The organism is Micromonospora sp. RHAY321 (assembly GCF_023896955.1).
In the GTDB taxonomy this organism is placed as follows: Bacteria; Actinomycetota; Actinomycetes; order Mycobacteriales; family Micromonosporaceae; genus Micromonospora.
The window spans coordinates 742129-761253 of sequence record NZ_JAMHIW010000001.1 but is presented as its reverse complement, the minus strand read 5'-3'; the positions used below and the strand labels follow the sequence as shown (position 1 = coordinate 761253).

The 19125-nt window shown below is 72.3% G+C and carries 18 protein-coding genes; 11 read left to right on the top strand and 7 right to left on the bottom strand.

Annotated features, from left to right (window positions below):
• Positions 1 to 87: 87 nt before the first annotated feature.
• Positions 88 to 498, top strand: coding sequence for a VOC family protein (locus M8C17_RS03530; protein ID WP_252414854.1), 411 nt, complete (start codon positions 88 to 90; stop codon positions 496 to 498).
• 112 nt (positions 499 to 610) lie between these two features.
• Here the strand turns inward: M8C17_RS03530 and M8C17_RS03525 are convergent, their stop codons facing one another.
• Positions 611 to 1144 carry a DUF1062 domain-containing protein gene (locus M8C17_RS03525; RefSeq protein ID WP_252415078.1) on the bottom strand — a complete coding sequence of 178 codons (534 nt, stop codon included), beginning with the start codon at positions 1142 to 1144 and terminating at the stop codon, positions 611 to 613.
• Between the two features lie 356 nt (positions 1145 to 1500).
• Between M8C17_RS03525 and M8C17_RS03520 the strand changes: the two genes are divergently transcribed.
• The gene (locus M8C17_RS03520) at positions 1501 to 1887 is read left to right on the top strand and encodes a DUF2267 domain-containing protein (protein WP_252414853.1); all 387 of its coding nucleotides are present in this window, start codon (positions 1501 to 1503) and stop codon (positions 1885 to 1887) included.
• Between the two features lie 63 nt (positions 1888 to 1950).
• Here M8C17_RS03520 and M8C17_RS03515 read toward each other — a convergent pair whose 3' ends face one another.
• Positions 1951 to 3762, bottom strand: a complete 1812-nt coding sequence (locus M8C17_RS03515; protein ID WP_252414852.1) for a hypothetical protein — start codon at positions 3760 to 3762, stop codon at positions 1951 to 1953.
• 172 nt (positions 3763 to 3934) lie between these two features.
• Here M8C17_RS03515 and M8C17_RS03510 point away from each other — a divergent pair, with 172 nt between their 5' ends.
• Together M8C17_RS03510 and M8C17_RS03505 are read left to right on the top strand one after the other, a co-directional pair.
• A complete protein-coding gene (locus M8C17_RS03510) occupies positions 3935 to 4708 on the top strand; it encodes a maleylpyruvate isomerase N-terminal domain-containing protein (RefSeq protein ID WP_252414851.1) in 774 nt (257 codons plus the stop codon).
• A gap of 471 nt (positions 4709 to 5179) precedes the next feature.
• Positions 5180 to 6337, top strand: coding sequence for a low temperature requirement protein A (locus M8C17_RS03505; protein ID WP_252414850.1), 1158 nt, complete (start codon positions 5180 to 5182; stop codon positions 6335 to 6337).
• 23 nt (positions 6338 to 6360) lie between these two features.
• Here the strand turns inward: M8C17_RS03505 and M8C17_RS03500 are convergent, their stop codons facing one another.
• Positions 6361 to 7449, bottom strand: coding sequence for an LD-carboxypeptidase (locus tag M8C17_RS03500; RefSeq protein ID WP_252414849.1), 1089 nt, complete (start codon positions 7447 to 7449; stop codon positions 6361 to 6363).
• Positions 7450 to 7610: 161 nt separating this feature from the next.
• Here M8C17_RS03500 and M8C17_RS03495 point away from each other — a divergent pair, with 161 nt between their 5' ends.
• Complete coding sequence (locus tag M8C17_RS03495; RefSeq protein WP_252414848.1) at positions 7611 to 8183, top strand: GNAT family N-acetyltransferase; 573 nt, start codon at positions 7611 to 7613, stop codon at positions 8181 to 8183.
• A gap of 24 nt (positions 8184 to 8207) precedes the next feature.
• Here M8C17_RS03495 and M8C17_RS03490 read toward each other — a convergent pair whose 3' ends face one another.
• A complete protein-coding gene (locus tag M8C17_RS03490; RefSeq protein ID WP_252414847.1) occupies positions 8208 to 9686 on the bottom strand; it encodes a glutamate--cysteine ligase in 1479 nt (492 codons plus the stop codon).
• A 183-nt stretch (positions 9687 to 9869) separates the two neighbouring features.
• Between M8C17_RS03490 and M8C17_RS03485 the strand changes: the two genes are divergently transcribed.
• Positions 9870 to 10208 (top strand): DUF3817 domain-containing protein, encoded by a 339-nt coding sequence (locus M8C17_RS03485; protein ID WP_252415077.1) that lies wholly within the window; start codon positions 9870 to 9872, stop codon positions 10206 to 10208.
• Positions 10209 to 10232: 24 nt separating this feature from the next.
• Here M8C17_RS03485 and M8C17_RS03480 read toward each other — a convergent pair whose 3' ends face one another.
• Both M8C17_RS03480 and M8C17_RS03475 read right to left on the bottom strand, forming a co-directional pair.
• Positions 10233 to 11093, bottom strand: a complete 861-nt coding sequence (locus tag M8C17_RS03480) for an alpha/beta fold hydrolase (protein ID WP_252414846.1) — start codon at positions 11091 to 11093, stop codon at positions 10233 to 10235.
• A 47-nt stretch (positions 11094 to 11140) separates the two neighbouring features.
• Positions 11141 to 11689, bottom strand: a complete 549-nt coding sequence (locus tag M8C17_RS03475) for a hypothetical protein (protein ID WP_252415076.1) — start codon at positions 11687 to 11689, stop codon at positions 11141 to 11143.
• Between the two features lie 142 nt (positions 11690 to 11831).
• Here M8C17_RS03475 and M8C17_RS03470 point away from each other — a divergent pair, with 142 nt between their 5' ends.
• The 3 genes from M8C17_RS03470 to M8C17_RS03460 are packed head-to-tail and all read left to right on the top strand — an operon-like array spanning position 11832 to position 15844.
• Positions 11832 to 12956 (top strand): Vms1/Ankzf1 family peptidyl-tRNA hydrolase, encoded by a 1125-nt coding sequence (locus M8C17_RS03470; protein WP_252414845.1) that lies wholly within the window; start codon positions 11832 to 11834, stop codon positions 12954 to 12956.
• Positions 12949 to 14703, top strand: a complete 1755-nt coding sequence (locus M8C17_RS03465; protein ID WP_252414844.1) for a thiamine pyrophosphate-binding protein — start codon at positions 12949 to 12951, stop codon at positions 14701 to 14703. The genes M8C17_RS03470 and M8C17_RS03465 overlap by 8 nt, the downstream gene beginning before the upstream one ends.
• A gap of 49 nt (positions 14704 to 14752) precedes the next feature.
• Positions 14753 to 15844 carry an iron-containing redox enzyme family protein gene (locus M8C17_RS03460; protein ID WP_252414843.1) on the top strand — a complete coding sequence of 364 codons (1092 nt, stop codon included), beginning with the start codon at positions 14753 to 14755 and terminating at the stop codon, positions 15842 to 15844.
• Between the two features lie 5 nt (positions 15845 to 15849).
• Here M8C17_RS03460 and M8C17_RS03455 read toward each other — a convergent pair whose 3' ends face one another.
• Positions 15850 to 16077, bottom strand: coding sequence for a CDGSH iron-sulfur domain-containing protein (locus M8C17_RS03455; RefSeq protein ID WP_252414842.1), 228 nt, complete (start codon positions 16075 to 16077; stop codon positions 15850 to 15852).
• Positions 16078 to 16321: 244 nt separating this feature from the next.
• Here M8C17_RS03455 and M8C17_RS03450 point away from each other — a divergent pair, with 244 nt between their 5' ends.
• Positions 16322 to 17734 (top strand): hypothetical protein, encoded by a 1413-nt coding sequence (locus M8C17_RS03450; RefSeq protein ID WP_252414841.1) that lies wholly within the window; start codon positions 16322 to 16324, stop codon positions 17732 to 17734.
• A gap of 222 nt (positions 17735 to 17956) precedes the next feature.
• The gene (locus M8C17_RS03445; protein WP_252414840.1) at positions 17957 to 19099 is read left to right on the top strand and encodes a SigB/SigF/SigG family RNA polymerase sigma factor; all 1143 of its coding nucleotides are present in this window, start codon (positions 17957 to 17959) and stop codon (positions 19097 to 19099) included.
• Positions 19100 to 19125 lie beyond the last annotated feature (26 nt).

The following is a 19125-nucleotide window of genomic DNA, read 5'->3' as shown; positions in this document are numbered from 1 at the left end:
GGGTCCGATCTTCGCGGCCCGGTAGGTTCTCGCCGCTCGGGCCTGTCTCAAACTCCGGGTCATCTGATCTCGTGGCAAGATCGCGGGATGCTACGACTAACCGACTTCATCATCGATTGCCCGGACACGATGAAGCTGGCAGCCTTCTACTCCGACGTGACGGGGCTCCCGGTCAAGGAGGGCAGCAACGAGAACTGGGCCGGTATCCAGTTCGGCGAGATCGAACTGGCCTTCATCCAGGTGGAGGACTACCGCGCCCCGCAGTGGCCCGACAGCGAGCACCCCAAGCAGTTCCACCTCGACTTCGAAGTCGACGACATCGAGGCCGAACAGCGCCGTCTCCTGGCCCTCGGCGCGACCCTGCAGCGGGACTGCATCGGCGCCGACGGCTACGGCTTCCGCGTCTACGCCGACCCCATTGGCCACCCCTTCTGCCTCTGCCGCAACAAGGGTGTCACTTGGACCGATCAGGGCCCCATCTGGCCCAAGCGCGACTAGGGCTTGTCTCGGAAGTGCTGGCCGGCCTGCGCCGGGCCCAGCACTTCCGGAACAACTCCCACGGGCCTGCCCGGCGGATCACGCCGGACAGGCCCGTGGCACCGAGGAGGGGTCAGCGCTTGAGCGTGAAGGTGAAGTCGCCGGAGAGCTTGCCGCTCAGCCGGACTGCTGAGACGAGTTTCTCCTCCGCGATCAGTCGCTCGACCTCGGCCCTCGAGAGAGCGCAGCCTTCGGCGATCAGTCGCACCGGCCGGACAGGGATCCGCGCCGCGAAGCGGACCGTAACGTCGATCACCTCGCGGTCCAGGTGATCCGATCCGCCGGTGTCGAGACGCCAGGCGTTGTCCCAGTCCAGAGCGATGCGATTACGACGCTGCACGTCCGGATCCTGGAGCAGCTCGGCTGTCAGGCCAAGGTCGTTGTCGTGCAGCCGGTCCAGCAGTTCGGGTCGTATGGAGCGCACAGTCATCCGTTCCAGGACCGTCAGTTTTGCGGTTTCCCCGCAGGCGGTACAGAGCGCGAGGAGCCAGACGTCGATGAGCTTGTGATTGGCGTTGACGCGAAACTTGCCGCTTGCCCTGAAGCGTTCGGATGCGCACGTGTTGCATCGGCGGCGAACGAGAGGCAGGCGGGTGGGCACGACCATCCAGTTTTTGAGCACAGGGGTACACCGGTTTCAGTGAGAAGTCCGCAGCAAGAAGGGGCGCGGCGCACATGGGCGACGCGCGACAGATCAGCGCTCGGGAGGTCTCACAGGGTGTACAACGGCACGTCCCTCACTAGACGGCGTGGTTCGCCAGCACGGTAGTGGCGCACATCGACGCCGCGCCACTGGTTTCGGGCAGACGGCGGAGCCGGGCCGACGAATGACCTCGTTTGCGCCCACAGAGCCTGGGAACTCGCCTGGCTCACCGCGAGAGGAAGGCCGCACGGTGACGTGGTCCCGGCTGGCAGGCAGACCGCCGGACCGGTTCGGGCTCGACGCGTCGGAAGGAGCGGGTCATGGAGTACGACCAGTTGATCGCGACGGTACGGCAGCGCGCGGGCCTCGGCGAGAACGAGGCCGTGCGGTCCGTACAGGCTGTCCTGTCGGTGCTCGGCGAACGGCTCGCCGGACGGGAGGCCGACCACCTGGCGGCTCAGCTACCGGAGCGGCTGAACGCGTCCGTCACCCGTAACCCGCAGGGCCGCCGGTGGGACGTCGGCGACTTCCTGCGGCACGTGGGCGACCGGGAGCAGTGCGCGGACGCGGACGCGGTGCGTCAGCACGCCCAGGCGGTGTTGCGCACCGTCGCCGAGGCGCTCGACGACGACGAGCGTCACGACCTGTTCGCCCAACTTCCCGGCGGCATCACCGATCTCTTCGGGGTTCCCACCCCGCGCGGTTGACCATCGCCTTCGGATGCGACCCGCCTGACGGCGAACACGTGACCGGAGCAGGCGAGCGTGGGTTCAGGTCTTGCGGACCGCGCTCGTGAAGCCGGCGATGAAGAGGGTGGCGAAGCTCCAGGCGAGCAGCTGCAGGATCCAGCCGGCGATGGTCAGGGCCTGGCCGGCGGGCGTGTCGGTGGGTTGGCAGCGGTCCCGGGCGCCGGTCTTGAGCAGTGGGGTGCCGAGGTCGAGGCCGACGCCGATCCGGTCGATGGTGGTGCAGGTGGTGATTGCTTCGCCGGTCGCCGGCTTCTGCGCCAGGCCGCCGTGGTGGCCGCCGAGGACGCTGAGGGTGACTGCGATCGCCAGTGTGGCGAGGAGCAGGAGCAGGGCCCGCCAGGGCTGGTAGCCGTAGCCGAGGGTGATGCCGATGAGGCGACCCCAGGCCCGCTCGGAGGCGGTCAGCCCGGCGCGCCGGATCTGGTCGCGGCGTTGGGCGATGAGGATCGTGCGGGCGTCGCGGTCGTGACCGGCGGCGCGGTACGCGGCGGCGAGGTGCTGGTAGGGCTGCGCGCTGTAACGAGGCGTGTGTTCGCGCAGCAGGGTCAGCCAACCCCGCAGTGACGCCGGCCGGGGCAGCCCGCTGTAGGTGAGCCCGTCCAACTCGATCAGCGGTCCCGGGTCCGGTGCCGTGCGCGTCACCCGGTCGGTGTCGAGGCGGAAGGTCCCACCGATCCTCGCTCCGGCCAGCACCAGCACGACCACCTCCTCGCCGCCGCTGGTGGCGCTGAATCCGTCATCCAGGAGCACGTCCTGGTCGACACGAAGGCCGTTCAGGTCGAGTGCGGGACCCGTCGTGTTCTCCAGGCGCGCCTCACCGCAGGCCAGGAGTCCGCCGATGTGGGCGCCGGACAGGCCGACGCCGCCCCACTCGCTGGCGCTGCTGGCGGTGAAACCGCGGTCCAGGGCCACGTCCCGGTCAACGGTGAGGCCGTCGGCGTCGCAGACCGGTCCGGCGGTGTTCGTCAGCCGCGCACCGCCCGCGCTCAACGAGCCGATGTGCGCGCCGAGCAGCCGGATGGTGCCCTGCTCGCTGGCGCTGGTGGCGACGAAGCCATTCGACAGCAGCACGTCCTGGTCGACGCGGAGATTGTCGGCGTTGAGTGCCGGGCCGACGCTGTTCTCCAACCGTGCCCCACCGCAGTTGAGCTGGCCGCCGATGTGGGCGCCGAGCAGCCGGATGGTGCCCCGCACGTTGGGGCTGGTGGCGGTGAACCCGTCATTCAGGAACACGCTCTGGTCGACCTGGAGGCCGTCGGCGTCCAGGGCAGGTCCGGTGCTGTTCTCCAACCGCGCTCCGCGGCAGTCCAACGTGCCGACGCGTGCGGCGGCGAGACGAATGGTGCCGGTGACAGCGTCAGCGGTGACGGTGCTTCTCCTGAGCGACATCACCCACGCGACACAGCGTGTGGCATCGAGTGCCGTATCCGCCGAATCGGACACCTGCTCGATGCGGCATCCGGTCAGGGCAACCACTGACAGTCGGGCATTGCGAAGGTTCACGCCGTTGGGCAGCAGGCAGTCGCGCAGCTCCAGCGCAAGATCGCTGGTGATGTTCTCCAGATCGATCTGGCCGACGATCCGCGCGCCGCGCAGCCGCAGGCCATGTGGGTCGGGCTCGCTGACCAGCCGGCCGCGGACCAGCTCACGGATGACCGAAGCCGAGATCACGCGGTCATCGCCCCAGGACCGCATCGCTGCCTCGTCGACCGGATCGTCACCGGCCAGGTCGAGCACCGTGCCGTGGGCGACGGACTCGATCAGCCGCTGCTCCAACGGACTCTGCGTTCCACGGTTCGCATCCCGTACCCGCTGGGCGCCCACAGACGTCATGGCAACCATCATCAACGAAAGGTGCGCCGAACGGTCGGTGCAGCCAGCATGCTTGGACATCGGTGCGCGGAGTTTCAGGACGGCTTCGGCGCCGGCGCTCCGCCCGGCTGTCGACGCGTTCGTCCGACAAATTCGCTACCCGGCGGCCGGAGCACAGTGATACACAACCGAGGTGCAAAACCCTTTGGAGTTCCCCGAGGTCCTGCGGCTGATCGAAGACCGCTCGGCCGCGTTCCGCGCCGCGATCGCGTCCGCCCCCGACCTTGACGTCCAGGTGCCGACCTGCCCGGACTGGACGCTGCGCGAACTGGCGCAGCACCTCGGCGACGGCCGCCGCCGTCAGGCCGCCATCATCGCGGCGGGCCCGGGCGCTGAGCCCCCGGCGAGGACGGACCCGAAGGGCGCCCCGACCGCGCCCCGCGACCGCGAAGCCCTGGACGCCTGGCTCGCCGAGTCGACCGAGCTCATGCTCGACGCGATGCGCGAGGCCGGCCCGGACCGCGGCTGCTGGACCTGGTGGGGCCGCTCGCAGGCCCCGCAGACCAGCGGAGCCGTGGCCCGGCACCAGATCCAGGAGCTGGCCGTCCACACCTACGACGCCCAGCTCACCCAGGGGGCCGCAGAGCCGCTGCCGACGGACGTCGCGGTCGAGGGCGTCGACGAGTTCCTGACGACCGTCTCGGCGACGACCGTCCCCTGGCCGTTCAAGCCGGCGACCATCGACCTGCACGCGACCGAGGGCCGCTCCTGGCGCCTGACCCTCAACGCCGACGGCGTCCGCTGCGACGACCTCGCCGCCGACGCGGAGCCGGGCGACATGGCGATGCGAGGCGCAGCGAGCGAACTGGTCCTCTACTTCTACGAGCGCGTCCCGCTCGACGGCCTGGAGACCACCGGCGACACCGAGCCGATGGAGCAGCTCGCAGACTGGGACCCGAACGCGTAAAACCCGCACTTGTGACGCATCTGTCGGTTGTGCGCGCGCTCCTGCGGGCGCCACTGGGCCCGGGGTTGGCGCAGGGCCTCGCGGCCGGTGCGGATCACCCGGCCGTGCACCTTGCGCAGGTAGGCGAGCAGTTTGCGGATGGACCAGCGGGTGAAGGGCTGGCTGAGCCTGGTCGGGCGGGTGGTGGCCGTCTGGACCCGACCCCGCCGCCAACCCGGTAAACGTTCCCGGTCAGAGCACCAGGCAGAACGGGATCGGCCCCTTCCGGTGACCCTGTTGTCATTCCGCCGTGGCGTCTCCATCACCGCGGTTAACCTCGCCTCGTCGGGGCGGAGGGACGGCCGGAGGCAGGTTGGTGGTGAAGCTCGTAGAGCCGGCAGGCGGTGAGTCGTCGGCACCGCCGACAACCACGGTGCCACCTGCCCTCGGCTGATGACGCAGTCGATGCGACCAGCATCAGGCGGCAGGGGCGTGACCTGGGAAGAACTCTTCTTCGATCTCGCCTTCGTCTTCGCCCTCACCCAGTTCTCCGAGCAGTTGCACGAGGACCACAGCTGGTTCGGTATCGGTCGGGCCCTGATCCTCTTCGTCCCGGTCTACTGGGCCTGGGGCGGCGTGGTGCTCTACACCAACCAACGCGACATGCGGTCGCTGCTGGACCGCGTCGGCATCATCACGCTCGGGCTCGTCAGTCTCCTGATGGCCCTGACGATTCCCCGGGCCTACGACGATTACGGCCTGCTCTTCGTCGCCATCTACGTTGCCGGCCGGGTGCTGCTGACCGGTCTGGCCCTGCGCCATCTCCCCTCCTGGCGGCGCCTTCTCGTCGGCCCCTACGGAGTCTTCCTGCTCACTGGACCGCTGCTGCTGGCGGGCGCCCTCGTGCAGGGCGCCGCCCGGGTCATCCTCTGGGCCGTCGCCGCCACCGTCGACCTGCTGAGCCCCTGGGTTGCGCGTCACCTTGTCGCGCAGAGCAGGGTGCAGGCTGCGCACTTCACCCACCGCTACGGACTGCTGATCATCCTCGTGTTCGGCGAGTCCCTGATCCAGGTCGGGGCGGTGGCCGCCCACGAACGCCTGACCTTCGCGCGGTTCATCGCCATCGCTGCCGCCTACGCCCTGGTCAGCATCCTCTGGTACGCCTACTTCGGCTACGGCCTGTCCGACTTCCGGCGTGCCCTGGAACAGGCCCCGGACCAGCCGGACCTGCGCCGCACGGTCCTCGTCTACGGCCACCTGCTCTTCAGCTTCGGGATCATCACCATCGCCGTCAGCCTGGTCGAAATGGTTCCCGCGCCACTCGACGTACTGCCGTCCCGGGAGGCGATGCTCCTCGCCGGCGGCTGCGCGTTGTTCCTGTTGACCTTCGCCTACGCGTACTGGCGAATCCACCACACGGTCGCCTGGCGTCGGGTCGGTGCGGGCGCGGCCTGCCTACTTCTGGTGCCGCTGGCCACGCTGATACCAGCCCTCGTCGCGGTCGCGTCCCTGATCCTGGTCATCGCCGTGATGGTCGTGGTCGAGGAGATGGTCATGCGACGTCAGGGCGGGGACATGGCCCGCGCAATGGCCGAGGTCCGGCCCGATGATCCGACGGACCAGGGACCGGCCACCGAGCCGGACGCCTGACCAACCCCGCTGGCCGCGCGCGGCTAGCGCGGACCGACTCCGGCCTGCACCGTGAGCGTCCCCGCCTCGGCGTCGATCGTGGCGCGTGAACCGAGCGGAACGGTGAGCTGACCGTTGCCGTGGCCCAGTCGGAGCCCACCGAGGACCGGCACGCCGAGGTCGTAGAGCCGGTCCTTCAGCACCGCCGCGGCATCCCATTCGTCGGGTCCACCGACGCTGTTGGTGATCTGGCCGATGACCACCCCGGCGACCCGGGACAGCACGCCCACCCGGCGCAGCTCGGTCAGCATCCGGTCGATGCTGTACGGCGCCTCGTCCACGTCCTCGAAGAACAGGATGGCCTTGTCGAACGCCGGGGCGTCGGCGGCGCCCAGCGATGTGGAGATCAGCGTGAGGCAGCCGCCGAGCAGGGGACCCGTCGCCCGCCCCGGCACCAGCACGGGGGCGGCCGTCTCGGCGGGATCCCGGGTGATGGTGACGGGTGCCGTCGTCATCACCGCCTGGCGCAGCGCCTCGGCCGACTCGGGGCCGGTGCGGCTGTCGCTCCAGTTGACCATCGGGCCGTAGAAGGTGACCAGGCCGGTCTCGCGCCAGAGCCGGCCGTGGATGCTGGTGATGTCACTGAACCCGACGACCACCCGGGGATCGCGGCGGATGCCGGCCACGTCGATCCGGTCGACGATCCGCTGCGTGCCGTAGCCGCCACGGGCGGCGAAGACACCACGGACCCCGGGGTCGTTGAACGCGGCGTTCAGGTCCGCCAAACGCTGCTCGTCGGTGCCGGCCAGGTAGCCGTACCTGGCGAAGACGTGCGCGCCCAGCTCGACCTCCAGGCCCCAGCTCCGCAGGATCTCGATGCCTCGGGCCATGTTCGCGGGGTTGGGAGTGCCACCGGGCGACACGACCCGAACCCGGTCACCGGGTGCCAGCGCCGGTGCCCGCAACACCCGCTTCGGGCCAGGCGGCGCGGCCTGCGCCGCCTCGGACGTGCCGACAAGCAACGCGCCGCCGGCGGTCGCCGCGCCGGCACGCAGCACGTGCCGTCGGGACAGGGCGCCGTTGGCGGACCTCGGGGTCGGGGTGCGGTCTGTTCCGGAAGTCTCCACAGACATCCCTCCATCGTCATCGATGTCGGAGCGAGCCCAGCCTACGACAAACATCGATGCGATCGGGGGTCCACAAGGGACAGCGTGGAACGCTGTCCACGCGGCCGACGCGGAGCGCCGAACCGGCGCAGCCGCCGTCGCGCCGACCGGGCGGCTACCGTGTCGAGATGGAGCCTGGTGGCACGTCGACACCCCTGACGGACGCCCTCACCGTTCGACTGCGGCCGGTCGCCGAGCCCGACCTGGCGATGTTCCGGCGGTTCTGCACCGAGCCGGGGTTGATCGGGCTGGACTGGTCCGGTTTCCGCGATGCGGCGGCGCCGGCGCGGCGGTTCGCCGTCGACGGCTGGCTCGGCACGGACGACGGACGGCTCGTCGTGGAGGTCGAGCCGGAGCGGGGCGGGGCCGGCATAGTCAGCTACCAGGCCGGGCGCTACAGCGGCATGGCGTCGTACTGGGAGATCGGGATCGTGCTGCTGCCGGCGTGGCGCGGGCGTGGCGTCGGGTGGCGGGCACAGGCGCTGCTCTGCGACTACCTGTTCCAGCACAGCCCGGCGCAGCGCATCCAGGCCGGCACCCACCCGGAGAACGTCGCCGAGCAGCGGTCCCTGGAGAAGGCCGGCTTCCAGCTTGAGGGCGTCGTCCGGGCCTGCGAGTTCCGGGCCGGCGCCTGGCGCGACGGGTACCTCTACAGCAGGTTGCGCGACGACCCGTCGCCGTGGGACCGACCGGGGGAGTGACGGCGGCTCAGGGGCCCGGTCGGGTCAGGGGATGGGCCACTCGTGCACGGGCCGGTTGCTGTGCATCAGCGTCACGTAGTGACGGACCACCTCGCGCAGCGCCGCCGGCCGGTCCAGGTGGTCGGCCGTCTCCAGGCGGTGCAGCGTCTCCACCTGCCAGCTCGCGCCGTTGCGGCCCGTCAGGCAGCGCTGCTCGATGATGCCGAGCAGCCGGTCGCGCTCGGCCGGATCCAGCCCCCACCGGTCCAGGCCGTGGTGCGCCAGCGGCAGCAGCCGGCGCAGCACCAGCTCGGTCGCCGGCAGGTAGCCGAGGCCGGACCAGAAGACCTGGGCGTCGATGCCGTACCGGGCGCAGCTCGTGAAGTTCTCCTCGGCGGCGCTGAACGACATCTGCGACCACAGTGGCCGGTCCGACTCGGCAAGGGCGCGCACCAGCCCGAAGTAGAAGGCGCCGTTGGCGATCGTGTCCAGCACGGTGGGGCCCGCGGGCAGCACGCGGTTCTCCACCCGCAGGTGCGGCCGGCCGCGCGACACGTCGTACACGGGCCGGTTCCACCGGTAGATGGTGCCGTTGTGCAGCCGCAGCTCGGCGAGGTTGGGCACCTCGCCGGCAGCGAGGGCCTGCGCCGGGTCCTCCGGGTCGCAGACCGGCAGCAGCGCCGGGAAGTAGCGGACGTTCTCCTCGAACAGGTCGAACACGCTGGTGATCCAGCGTTCACCGAACCAGACCCGTGGCCGTACGCCCTGCGCCTTGATCTCCTCAGACCGGGTGTCGGTGGCCTGCTGGAACAGTGGGATGCGGGTCTCGCGCCACAGCTCCCGGCCGAAGAGCAGCGGCGAGTTCGCGCCGAGCGCCACCTGGAGGCCGGCGACCGCCTGGGCGGCGTTCCAGTAGTCGGCGAACTGGGCCGGGCTGACCTGGAGGTGGAACTGCGTGCTGGTGCAGGCCGCCTCCGGGGTGATCGTGTCGGCGGTGACCGCCAACCGTTCCACCCCGCTGATGGCGATCGGCAGGTCCTCGCCCCGGGCGGCGAAGATCTGCTCGTTGAGCAGCTTGTAACGGGGATTCGCCGAGAGCGTCTCGGCGGTCAGGTGCTCCGGGCGCAACGTCGGCAGGATGCCGATCATGACCATGTGCGCGCCGATCGCCCGGGCCTTCTCCTCGGCGGCGTTGAGGCTGGCCCGCACGTCCTCCTCGAAGTCGGCGGTGCCGGTGCCGGTCAGCCGCCGCGGCGGCACGTTGATCTCGATGTTGAACTGGCCCAGCTCGGTCTGGAAGCTCGGGTCGGCGATGGCCGCCAGCACGTCGGCGTTGCGCATCGCCGGATTCGACTCCTGGTCGACCAGGTTCAGCTCGATCTCCAGCCCGCTCATCGGCCGGTCGATGTCGAACCGCGACTCGCGCAGCATCTCGGCGAAGACGTCCAGGCAGCTGCGGACCTTCTCCCGGTAGCGGGCCCGGTCCTCACGACTGAAGGTCCGTACGCCGACATCCTCGCCCATGGTCACCACCCTGTCACCGCTGGTCTCCCTAACCTCGCACGTGTCCGGCGGATGGGGAAAGACCCGATGGTCTATTCCTACCCAGCAGCGGGCCCGGTGATCCCTGTCGCGTCCGTGTGGTCCGCTCCGGGGGCGGCCGGCCCGCACGGATAGCATGGCGGGCCGAGAGGTGGTGGCGTGGGTATGCGCGAGAAGGTGACCGGGCTCTTCGTCGCGGCGGCGATCGCCGAGGCGTGCTCCTGGCTGGCCCTGCTGGTCGGCATGGCCGTCAAGTACGGCCCGCCGGACAACGAGATCGGCGTCAAGATCTTCGGCCCGATCCACGGCGGCCTGTTCGTCGCGTACGTCCTGCTCGTGCTGGCGGTGGCCCGGCTGCACCGGTGGAGCCTGCTGGCCACGGTGGTCGCGCTGGCCTGCGCGGTGCCGCCGTTCGCCACCCTGGCCTACGAGCGCTGGGCCCGCCGCAGGGGCATGCTCGGCACCGACCGTCGACCGGCGCCCGAGCCCGCCCCGGTCGGCTGACCCGCCACCGGTCGGGCTGACCGGTCAGTCGGCGAGGAAGTCGGCGAGCACGGCGGCCAGTGCCTCCGGCGCCTCCTCGGCCATGTGGTGACCCGAGTCGACCGACGCGGCCCGCACGTCGTCGGCCCACTCCCGCCAGATTGCCGCCGGGTCGCCGTGCAGCTCCACCATGTCGTCGCGTTCGGACCACACGAACAGCACCGGGCACTCGATCTTCCGCCCGGCGGCGCGGTCCGCGTCGTCGGCCGCCCGGTCCGGCCCCAGGCCGGCGCGGTAGTCCTCGCACATCGCGTGCACCGTCGCCGGGTCGTGGATCGCCCGGGAGTAGTCCGCGTACGCTTCCTCGCCCATCTCGGCGGCGGAACCGCCGTACCAGGCGTCCGGGTCCGCGTTGATCACCCGTTCCGCCGGCTTGTCGGTCTGGCCCAGGAAGAACCAGTGCCACCAGCGGGCGGCGAACCGGGCGTCGCACGTGTCCAGGGCCACGCCGATCGGGATCCCGTCGAGCACGCCGAGCCGACTGACCCGGTCCGGGTGGTCCAGCGCGGTGCGCATCGCCGCGTACGCGCCCCGGTCGTGGCCGACCACCGCGGCCCGCCGGTGGCCGAGCGCGTCGAGCAGCGCCACCACGTCGCGTGCCATCGCCCGCTTGGCGTACGCGGAGTGGTCGGCGGTCTCCGCCGGCTTGGACGAGCCGCCGTAGCCGCGCAGGTCGGGGCAGATGACCGTGTGCCGCTCGGCGAGCAGCGGTGCCACCCGGTGCCAGGTGGCGTGGGTGCGGGGGTGGCCGTGCAGCAGCACCACCGGCGAACCCGACCCGCCGTGCCGTACCCGCAGGCGTACCGGGCCGACGTCGATCTCCTCAAGCGTGAATCCGGGAAACATGCCGGTGCCGGTGCCCGCCGTGCCGACCCGGGAAACCCGGCAGCCGGTCAGGTCAGCGCGGCGACGACCGCGACACCGGCGAGCAGCAGCGCACCCAGCACCGCCTGCAACAGCAGCGGCGGGCCGAGGTGCGACCAGAGTGTCGCCGTACGCGGGGTGAGCAGCTGCCCGGTGGTGAGGTTGACGATCCGCTCGATGCGGGGTGGCAGCTCCGGGTCGCGCTGCGGGCGCAGGGTGAGCTGCACGTGGTCCGCCGGGTGCAGGGCGCTCTGCGGCAGGTGGCCGTGCAGCTCCACCTCGCAGAGCTGACCTGCGGTGTTGCGCAGCCGCACCGGGGTGACCAGGTACTCCGGGCCCTGCTTCAGCTCCTTCCAGCGCCGTCGCGTGCCACCGCCGCCCGCCGAGAACAGCGAGCGCAGCAGCAGGGCGGGCAGCCGGGCGAACGCCGCCGCGGCGAGCACCGCGACCAGCACCGGCTGGCCGATGCGCACCTCGCGGGTGTAGCCGTCGAGCAGGCGGATCAACCGCCCGGTGACGATCCGCTCCGTCGGGTGCACGATCCGTCGGGTATCGAGTCCGCTGTCCATCTCCACCACCGAGAGTCCGCTTCCGTTCACAGATCGTATCGACGTCCCCGGTTGAACGACGTGAATGAAACCTGGTCACGGGCTCACGGCCGCGAGGTGACATCCCGGGCGACCCGGGTAAGCGGGGGGCCGAGCTGGAAAGGGGTCGAGCATGCAGCTGTCCTTCCTGCGCCCGCTCTACGACCGACCCGGGCCGTGGTGCTCGGTGTACGTGGACGCCTCCGCCGACACGGAGGACGCCCACGCGGCGCTGGCCCTGCGCTGGCGTGCACTGGCGCGTCAACTGACCGACCAGGGCGCCGACGAGGCGACCGTCGCCGCACTGGACCGGGTGGTCCGTGGGCACGACCCGATGGCCGGGGACTACGGCCTGGCGCTCTTCGCCACGCGCGGCCGGGTGGTGCTGTCGGAGTACCTCTCCGCGCCACCTCTGCGCGACCTGGCCAGTTACGCGCCACTGCCGCACGTGATGCCGCTGCTCGCCCAGCGGGGCGAACAGGTGGCCTGGGTGCGGGTGCTGGCCAACCGGACCGGCGCCGACGCGATCGCGATCAGTGCCGGAGGAGTGCCGCGACGGGCGCACGTCGTCGGCCGGGAGACCTTCCCGCTGCGCAAACCGCAGCCCGGTGGCTGGTCCCAGGACATCTACCAGAAGGCCGCCATGGAGGCGTGGCACCACAACGCCGGCGACGTCACCGCGGCGACCGTCCAGCTGGCCGAGAAGGTCGGGGCGGAGGTGGTGGTGATCGCCGGCGACGTACGGGCCACCGGCATGATCGCCGCCCAGATGCCCGAACGGTGGCAGGACCTGATGGTGCGTACCGACGCCGGGTCGCGGGCCGCCGGCGCCGACCAGACCCTGCTGGACGACCTCACCGTGCAGACCATCGCGGAGGTCGCCGACCAGCGGATCAGCGCCACCCTGGACAGGTTCGGCGTCCAGGAGGACGTGGGCGCCGGGCTCGACGCGGTCGTCGGGGCCCTGCAACGCAACCAGGTGGACACCATGCTGATCGTGGATGACCCGTCGGCCAACGGTGAGCTGTGGATCGGCCCGGAGCCGACCGAGATCGCCGTCGACCCGGGGCAGTTGACCGCGATGTCGGTGGACGACCCGCAGCGGGTCCGCGCCGACGCGGCGCTGGTCCGGGCGCTGGTCGGCACCGACGCGGCGATGACCGTGCTAGGCCCCGACGAGGCGCCCGAGCTCACCGACGGCGTCGGCGCGGTGCTGCGGTACGTCGACGCCAGCACCCCCGGGCGGGGCAATGGCTGAGCGCAGCGTCGCCGACCTGGTGGTGGAGCGGCTCCTGGCCTGGCGTGTGCCACGCGCCTTCGGTTTCCCCGGTGCGGCGATCGCCCCGCTGGTCGCGGCGCTCGACCGCACCGGCGGGGACCCGGCGTTCATCCCGGCCCGGCACGAGGAGACGGCCTCGTTCATGGCCACCGGGCACGCCAAGTTCACCGGCGGCATCGGGGTCTGCCTGGCCACCCAGGGGCCGAGCGCGGTGCAGCTGCTCAACGGCCTGTACGACGCCAAGCTGGACAGCACACCGGTGGTGGCGATCATCGGTGAGGACATCTCCGGGCCGCTCGGCGGGGCGCACCAGGAGATCGGGCTGAGCCGGCTCTTCGCCGACGTGTGCAACCAGTTCGTCCAGTACGCCCGCAGCCCCGAGCAGGTGCCGGGGCTGCTGGACCAGGCGTTCCGCACGGCGGCGGCGACCCGCAACCCGACGTGCGTCGTGCTGCCCCGCCACCTGCAGGAGGCCATGGTCTCCGACCTGGAACGGAACTCGGCCGGCGTGATGACGGCGAACCCGGGCGAGTCGTTGGCCCGGGTGCTGCCGCACGAGGTGGACCTCGACGCCGCCGCCCAGTTGCTCGGCGGCGGCCAGCGCACCGCGATCCTGGTGGGCCAGGGTGGCCGGGGCGCGGCCCGGGAGATCGTCGAGTTGGCCGACCGGATCGGCGCCGGGGTTGCCACCTCTCTGCTGGGCAAGCCGGTGCTCGACGAGCGGCTGCCCTTCCACACCGGAGTGCTCGGCGAGGTCGGCACCACGGCCGCGGCCGAGCTGATGGGCGGCTGCGACACGCTGCTGATGGTCGGCACCAACGACCCGTGGACCGACTACTTCCCGATGCCCGACCAGGCTCGCACGGTGCAGATCGACATCGACGGCCGGCGGATCGGCACCCGGTACCCGGCCGACGTGCCGCTGGTCGGCGACGCCGCGGAGACGCTGCGGGCGCTGCTGGCGCGGCTGCCCAGGCGGCCCCACGACAACTGGCGTGCCACGGTGGAGAGCTCGGTGGACCGGTGGCGCACCACCGCCGCCGACCGCGCCGCCGCGCCGGCCGATCCGGTCAACCCGCAGCTCGTGCTCCAGGAGCTGTCGACCCGGGTTCCGCAGGTCGGCGCCGTCGCGGTCGACGTCGGCTCGGTCCTCTACTGGTACGCCCGGCACCTGATCCTGCCGCCCGGGGTGAACGCGCAGCTGTGCGGGACGCTCGGCTCGATGGGGTGCGCCCTGCCGTACGCGATGGCCGCCAAGCTCGCCGCCCCCGACCAGCCGGTCATCGCGCTGGTCGGCGACGGTGCCATGCAGCTCAACGGGCTCGCCGAGCTGATCACCGTCTCGCACCACTGGCAGGAGTGGCGGGACCCGCGACTGGTGGTGCTGGTGCTCAACAACCGCGACCAGTCCGGCATGGGCGGTGGGCGGCCGACGTCCTCCGATCCGGCCCAGCGCCGTCCCGACGTGCCGTACGCCGGCTGGGCGCGGCTGCTCGGGCTGCACGGCGTCCGGGTGGACCGTCCGGAGCTGGTGGGCGCGGCCTGGGACGAGGCGCTCGCCGCGGACCGGCCGTGCGTACTGGAGGCCGTGGTCGACGCCGCGGTGCCGCTGGCGGCGCCGGAGCCGGCCTTCGCCGACCTGCGGAGCCTGTACTCCAACGGGGACGCCGCCCGGAAGGTCCGGGAGCAGGTGGAGCTGACCGTGAACGCGGAGGGCCTCGTTTAGGCGCACTCCGTCCGGGCATCAGTAGCCGCCCGACGACGCTGGAGGTCACATGCCGGAGCCCACCGACCGCCGCTACGGTCCCGCGCCGCTTCCGCGACCACGCGGCCCGCTGTCCACGGCGCTGGTGAGGGCCCTGCGGCGTGCGCCGCACGACCTTGCGGCGGGCCTCGGCGGCGATCTCGACCCGGCCGACCCACTCACCGACGAGGACCTGCAACTGACGTTGTTCCTCTGCTACGAGCTGCACTACCGGGGCTGGCGTGGGGTGGACGAGGGCTGGGAGTGGCAGCCCTCGCTGCTGGCCCTGCGCGCCCGCGCCGAGCGACCCTTCGAGGCGGCCCTGCGCCGACTGGTCGGCTCGCCGCCGGTGCCGTCCGGCGGCGTCGCGGCGGGGCTGGCCGAGATCGTCGCCGCCGACGACGGGCCGCCACTGGCCGCCACCCTGCAACGGCACGCCGACCTCACCCAGTTCCGTGAGTTCGTCGCCCACCGCTCGGTCTACCACCTGCGGGAAGCCGACCCGCACAGCTGGGCGCTGCCCCGCCTAGGCGGGCCCGCCAAGGCCGCCCTCGTGGAGATCCAGACCGACGAGTACGGCAACGGCCGGCTGGACCGCATGCACGCCGAGCTGTTCCGTCGCACGCTGGACCGGCTGGGCCTGGACACCGGCTACGGCGCCCACCTGGACGCCGTTCCCGCCGTGACGTTGGCGACCAACAACCTGATGTCGCTGTTCGGGCTGCACCGGCGGCTGCGCGGCGCGCTGCTGGGTCACCTGGCCGCCTACGAGATGACCTCCTCGCTGCCCAACCGCCGGTACGGCAACGGGCTGCGCCGTCTCGGCCTGGACGAGGTGGCGACCCGCTTCTACGACGAGCATGTGGAGGCCGACGCGGTGCACGAGCAGATCGCCGCGCACGACCTGTGCGGCGGCCTGGTCCGCGTCGAGCCGACGCTGGCCGGCGACGTGCTCTTCGGCGCCGCCGCGGCGCTCGCCGTGGACCGGATGTTCGCCGCGCACCTGCTGGACAGCTGGGCCGCCGGCCGCAGCTCCCTGCGGGCGCCCGCCCCGCGGACCATCTCGGTGCCCGCCACGGCGTTGCCGTCCACCGCCGCGGGACCGCTGGCCGGAGTGGCGTAGCGGGGTCAGCCCTCCCGGGCGGTGCCCGCCCGGAAGTTCGCCACCTTGTGGGTGCCGTCGCAGAACGGCTTGAGCGCCGACATGCCGCACCGGCACAGCGCCACCGTGCCCCGGCGGGCGTCGATCCGCTCGCCGTCGGGCGTGACCAGGGCGAAGTCGCCGCGGACCAGCAGCGGCCCGTCCTGGTACGGCGTGATCGTGGCGGCGGGCTCGGCGCTGTCCTCGGTGTGCATGGGCCCGGAAGTGCCCGCCCTGGTTCCGACGAAACCCCGGCCCGCCGTCGCAGGGTCCGGCGGGGCCGATCGCCCCCGGCGACCCGCTCCCGCCGTGCGCGGCCGATCGTCGCCCAACGCCGGTGATGACCGGCGCACCCCGCAGACCTGCGAATCGTGCCGCCAAGTGGGTGATGCCCCGTTTGAACCCCATCCGGACGGGAAGCCGGGCCGCGTGGTGAGCGAACGAGGCAAGGTGGGGCCGGTGCACAAGGTGCACAAGGGGCTCACGGCAGATGGCGCCGGTCTGGCCGGTGACCGGGTCGTGGCCGTGGGCAGCGCCGCCCGGGTGCTGGTCGCCGCCACGGCCCGGGCACTGCGCGGCGCGGACTGCGCCGATCTGGGGCAGGCCGGGCCGGTGTCGCGGTTCCCCGGCGCCCCGGAGCCGGTCCGCCGCGCCGCCGTCAGCAGGGCCGCCGGTCGGGTCGCGCTCACCGTCACCCAGGTCGACGAGGTGGATTCCGCGCGGGTGGCCCGCTGGTTCGTCGACCAGTACCCGCGTCGCCGCTACCCCGGGGTGCTGCTCGGCTCGCCGCACGGCGCGGCCGCACACCTCGCGGTTGCCCTCGGCGTGCCGTGGCTGCCCGCCGGCTTCGAGATGTCCGTGCACTGGACCGACGGCGCGGTGGACCGACCCGCGGCCGCCCTGGAGCACGGCAGCGCCCTCGCCGCCCGGCTGCTCGCCGGCAACGCCGACCTGCACCTGCGCCAGGTGCACTGCCCGGCCAGCCGTGGCCCGCTGACCGGGGCGACCGTGTCGCTGGCCGCCCGTTGGCGGGGGCTACCGGCGGCGTACGCGCAGTTCCTGGCCGACCGGCTGGCCCCGGGAGCCCCGGTGCTGCTGGTGCGCGACGCGCGGACCTGGCCGGTGCTGGAGCACGGCCCCGGGTTCAGCTTCCAGGTCGGCTGCCCGGCCAGCGGCCTGGACCCGGTGGACTTCCACCCGGACAGCCACGCTCTGCGGCAGGTGCTGCGCTCCGCCGGCGGGGACGCCACCCGGTGGGAGCCGCCGGAGGTGTCCGCCCCGTCGGGCTACGCCGAGCACGGCATGGACTCGGGCTTCGAGCTGGCCGCGCGGGACTGGGCTGCCCGCCGGCAGCATCCGCTGCACCGGGTGCTGGCGCCGAGGCCCGGCGCGCTGAGCGCCGCGGTGGCCGACCTGTACCGGCGGTGGCTGCGCGGCGCCGGCAAGACCGGTGACCGGTTGGTGGTGGAGTGCGGCCGGTTGCTCGATCCGTGGCAGGTGGTGCGGGCGGGGCTGGTGCCGTACTGGTGTGAGAACGCCACCCGGCGCAGCGTCGACGAGGCCGAGTGGTGGCTGGCCGGCAGCGAGGCGTTCAGCTCCGTGGACGTGCTGCCCGAGCCGCCCGGGGTGCGCTCGCCCGCCCTGGCCGGGCTGCCGCAGTGGCTGGCGGTCGCCGGGTTCGGCCGGCGGCGTCGGGCGCTCGACCGGACCTCCGCGCGGGGATACCCGGTCACCTCGGTGCCCACCCGCCGGGCCACCGAGGTGCTGCGCGCCCAGCCGTACGACCTGCCCGCGCCGCCCCCGCTGGGGGTCGACGAGGCGTTGTCCGTGCTCCACGACAGCGGCAGCCACCAGGGGTTGTTGCTCTCCTGAGGCGGAGCACGCCGAAACTTCCTCGCGAACCCGGGGTCCCGTGATTGAGTACCTACGGAGCGGGAACATCGCTGGCTGCGACGGCCTGATTGCGCTGCGCAGAGGCGTTGTCGCCCGCTGGCATCCCAGTCACTGACCCACTTTCCGGCCCGGTGCGTGGCTCGACCACGCGCACGACCGGTTTCCCGATCCGGGCGGGGGACCTTCCTGAGGGAGGCGCGGATGTTCGGACAGACGAGCACGACCACGACCACACCACCACCCACCGATCGAGGTCTGGAGGACCTCGACGCGGCGGCGCTGGCGTACGCGGCCCGCATCGAGGGGCTGCCACCCGAGCGGCGGCAGGAGGCACGGGACGACCTGGTCCGCTTCGCGCTGCCGTTCGCCGGCCGGCTGGCCCGCCGCTACCGGGGCCGCGGCGAGCCGCTGGAGGATTTGGAGCAGGTGGCCCGTCTGGGCCTGGTCAACGCCGTCGACCGGTACGACCCGGAACGGGGCTCGTTCACCGCGTACGCCGCGATCACGATCGTCGGCGAGATCAAGCGGCACTTCCGGGACCGCACCTGGGGCGTGCACGTGCCCCGCCGGCTGCGCGACCTGATCCTCGAGGTGGGGCAGGCCACGGCCGCGCTGACCAGCGAGCTGTCCCGGGCACCCACCGTCGCGGAGCTGTCCCGGCGGCTGGAGACCCCGGAGGAGGAGATCCTCGCGGCGCTGGAGTCGGCAGCCGGCTACAGCCCGGCCTCGCTCAACGCGCCGGTGGGTGGGGAGAGCTCCGCGGAGTTCGGTGACCTGGTCGGCGAGTCGGACAATGCGCTGGAATCGGTCGACGACCGGGTGACCGTCAGCGGCCTGCTGCACCGGTTGCCCTGGCGGGAGCGGCGGATCCTCGCCATGCGCTTCTACGGCAACCAGACCCAGGCGGAGATCGCCGCCCGGTTCGGCATCTCGCAGATGCACGTCTCCCGGCTGCTGTCGAGGGCACTGACGTGGCTGCGTCAGGCGATGCTCGCCGACGCGCCGCCGCCGTGGCAGAACGGCGCCGCCGAGCCGGACCCGGGCAAGACCCGGATCTCGGTGAAGCAGAACGGCGACCGTGTGGTCGTCGAGGTGGGCGGTGAGGTGGACCGGGACGGCGCGGACCAGCTGCGCCGGGCGATGCTGGAGGCCGTCACCGGCCAGCCGACCGAGGTCGTCGTCGACCTGGTCGGCGCGGGTGGCTTCGACGCCGGGGGGATCGCGGCGCTGATGGCCGGGCGGGACGCGGCGGCCCGCACCGGGGTGCCGTTGCGGCTGACGCGGGTCCAACCCGCGGTACGCCGCTCGCTCACCGCCGCCGGCCTGGCACCTGCCCGGGAGTGAGCCCGAGCGCGACGCCCGGTTCGGGT

Bases quoted from the DNA above. Each gene is read 5' to 3' on its own strand.
- M8C17_RS03530 (WP_252414854.1), top strand. From the start codon at position 88: ATGCTACGACTAACCGACTTCATCATCGATTGCCCGGACACGATGAAG.
- M8C17_RS03525 (WP_252415078.1), bottom strand. From the start codon at position 1,144: ATGGTCGTGCCCACCCGCCTGCCTCTCGTTCGCCGCCGATGCAACACG.
- M8C17_RS03520 (WP_252414853.1), top strand. From the start codon at position 1,501: ATGGAGTACGACCAGTTGATCGCGACGGTACGGCAGCGCGCGGGCCTC.
- M8C17_RS03515 (WP_252414852.1), bottom strand. From the start codon at position 3,762: ATGACGTCTGTGGGCGCCCAGCGGGTACGGGATGCGAACCGTGGAACG.
- M8C17_RS03500 (WP_252414849.1), bottom strand. From the start codon at position 7,449: ATGTCTGTGGAGACTTCCGGAACAGACCGCACCCCGACCCCGAGGTCC.
- M8C17_RS03495 (WP_252414848.1), top strand. From the start codon at position 7,611: ATGGAGCCTGGTGGCACGTCGACACCCCTGACGGACGCCCTCACCGTT.
- M8C17_RS03490 (WP_252414847.1), bottom strand. From the start codon at position 9,686: ATGGGCGAGGATGTCGGCGTACGGACCTTCAGTCGTGAGGACCGGGCC.
- M8C17_RS03485 (WP_252415077.1), top strand. From the start codon at position 9,870: ATGCGCGAGAAGGTGACCGGGCTCTTCGTCGCGGCGGCGATCGCCGAG.
- M8C17_RS03480 (WP_252414846.1), bottom strand. From the start codon at position 11,093: ATGTTTCCCGGATTCACGCTTGAGGAGATCGACGTCGGCCCGGTACGC.
- M8C17_RS03470 (WP_252414845.1), top strand. From the start codon at position 11,832: ATGCAGCTGTCCTTCCTGCGCCCGCTCTACGACCGACCCGGGCCGTGG.
- M8C17_RS03465 (WP_252414844.1), top strand. From the start codon at position 12,949: ATGGCTGAGCGCAGCGTCGCCGACCTGGTGGTGGAGCGGCTCCTGGCC.
- M8C17_RS03460 (WP_252414843.1), top strand. From the start codon at position 14,753: ATGCCGGAGCCCACCGACCGCCGCTACGGTCCCGCGCCGCTTCCGCGA.
- M8C17_RS03455 (WP_252414842.1), bottom strand. From the start codon at position 16,077: ATGCACACCGAGGACAGCGCCGAGCCCGCCGCCACGATCACGCCGTAC.
- M8C17_RS03445 (WP_252414840.1), top strand. From the start codon at position 17,957: ATGTTCGGACAGACGAGCACGACCACGACCACACCACCACCCACCGAT.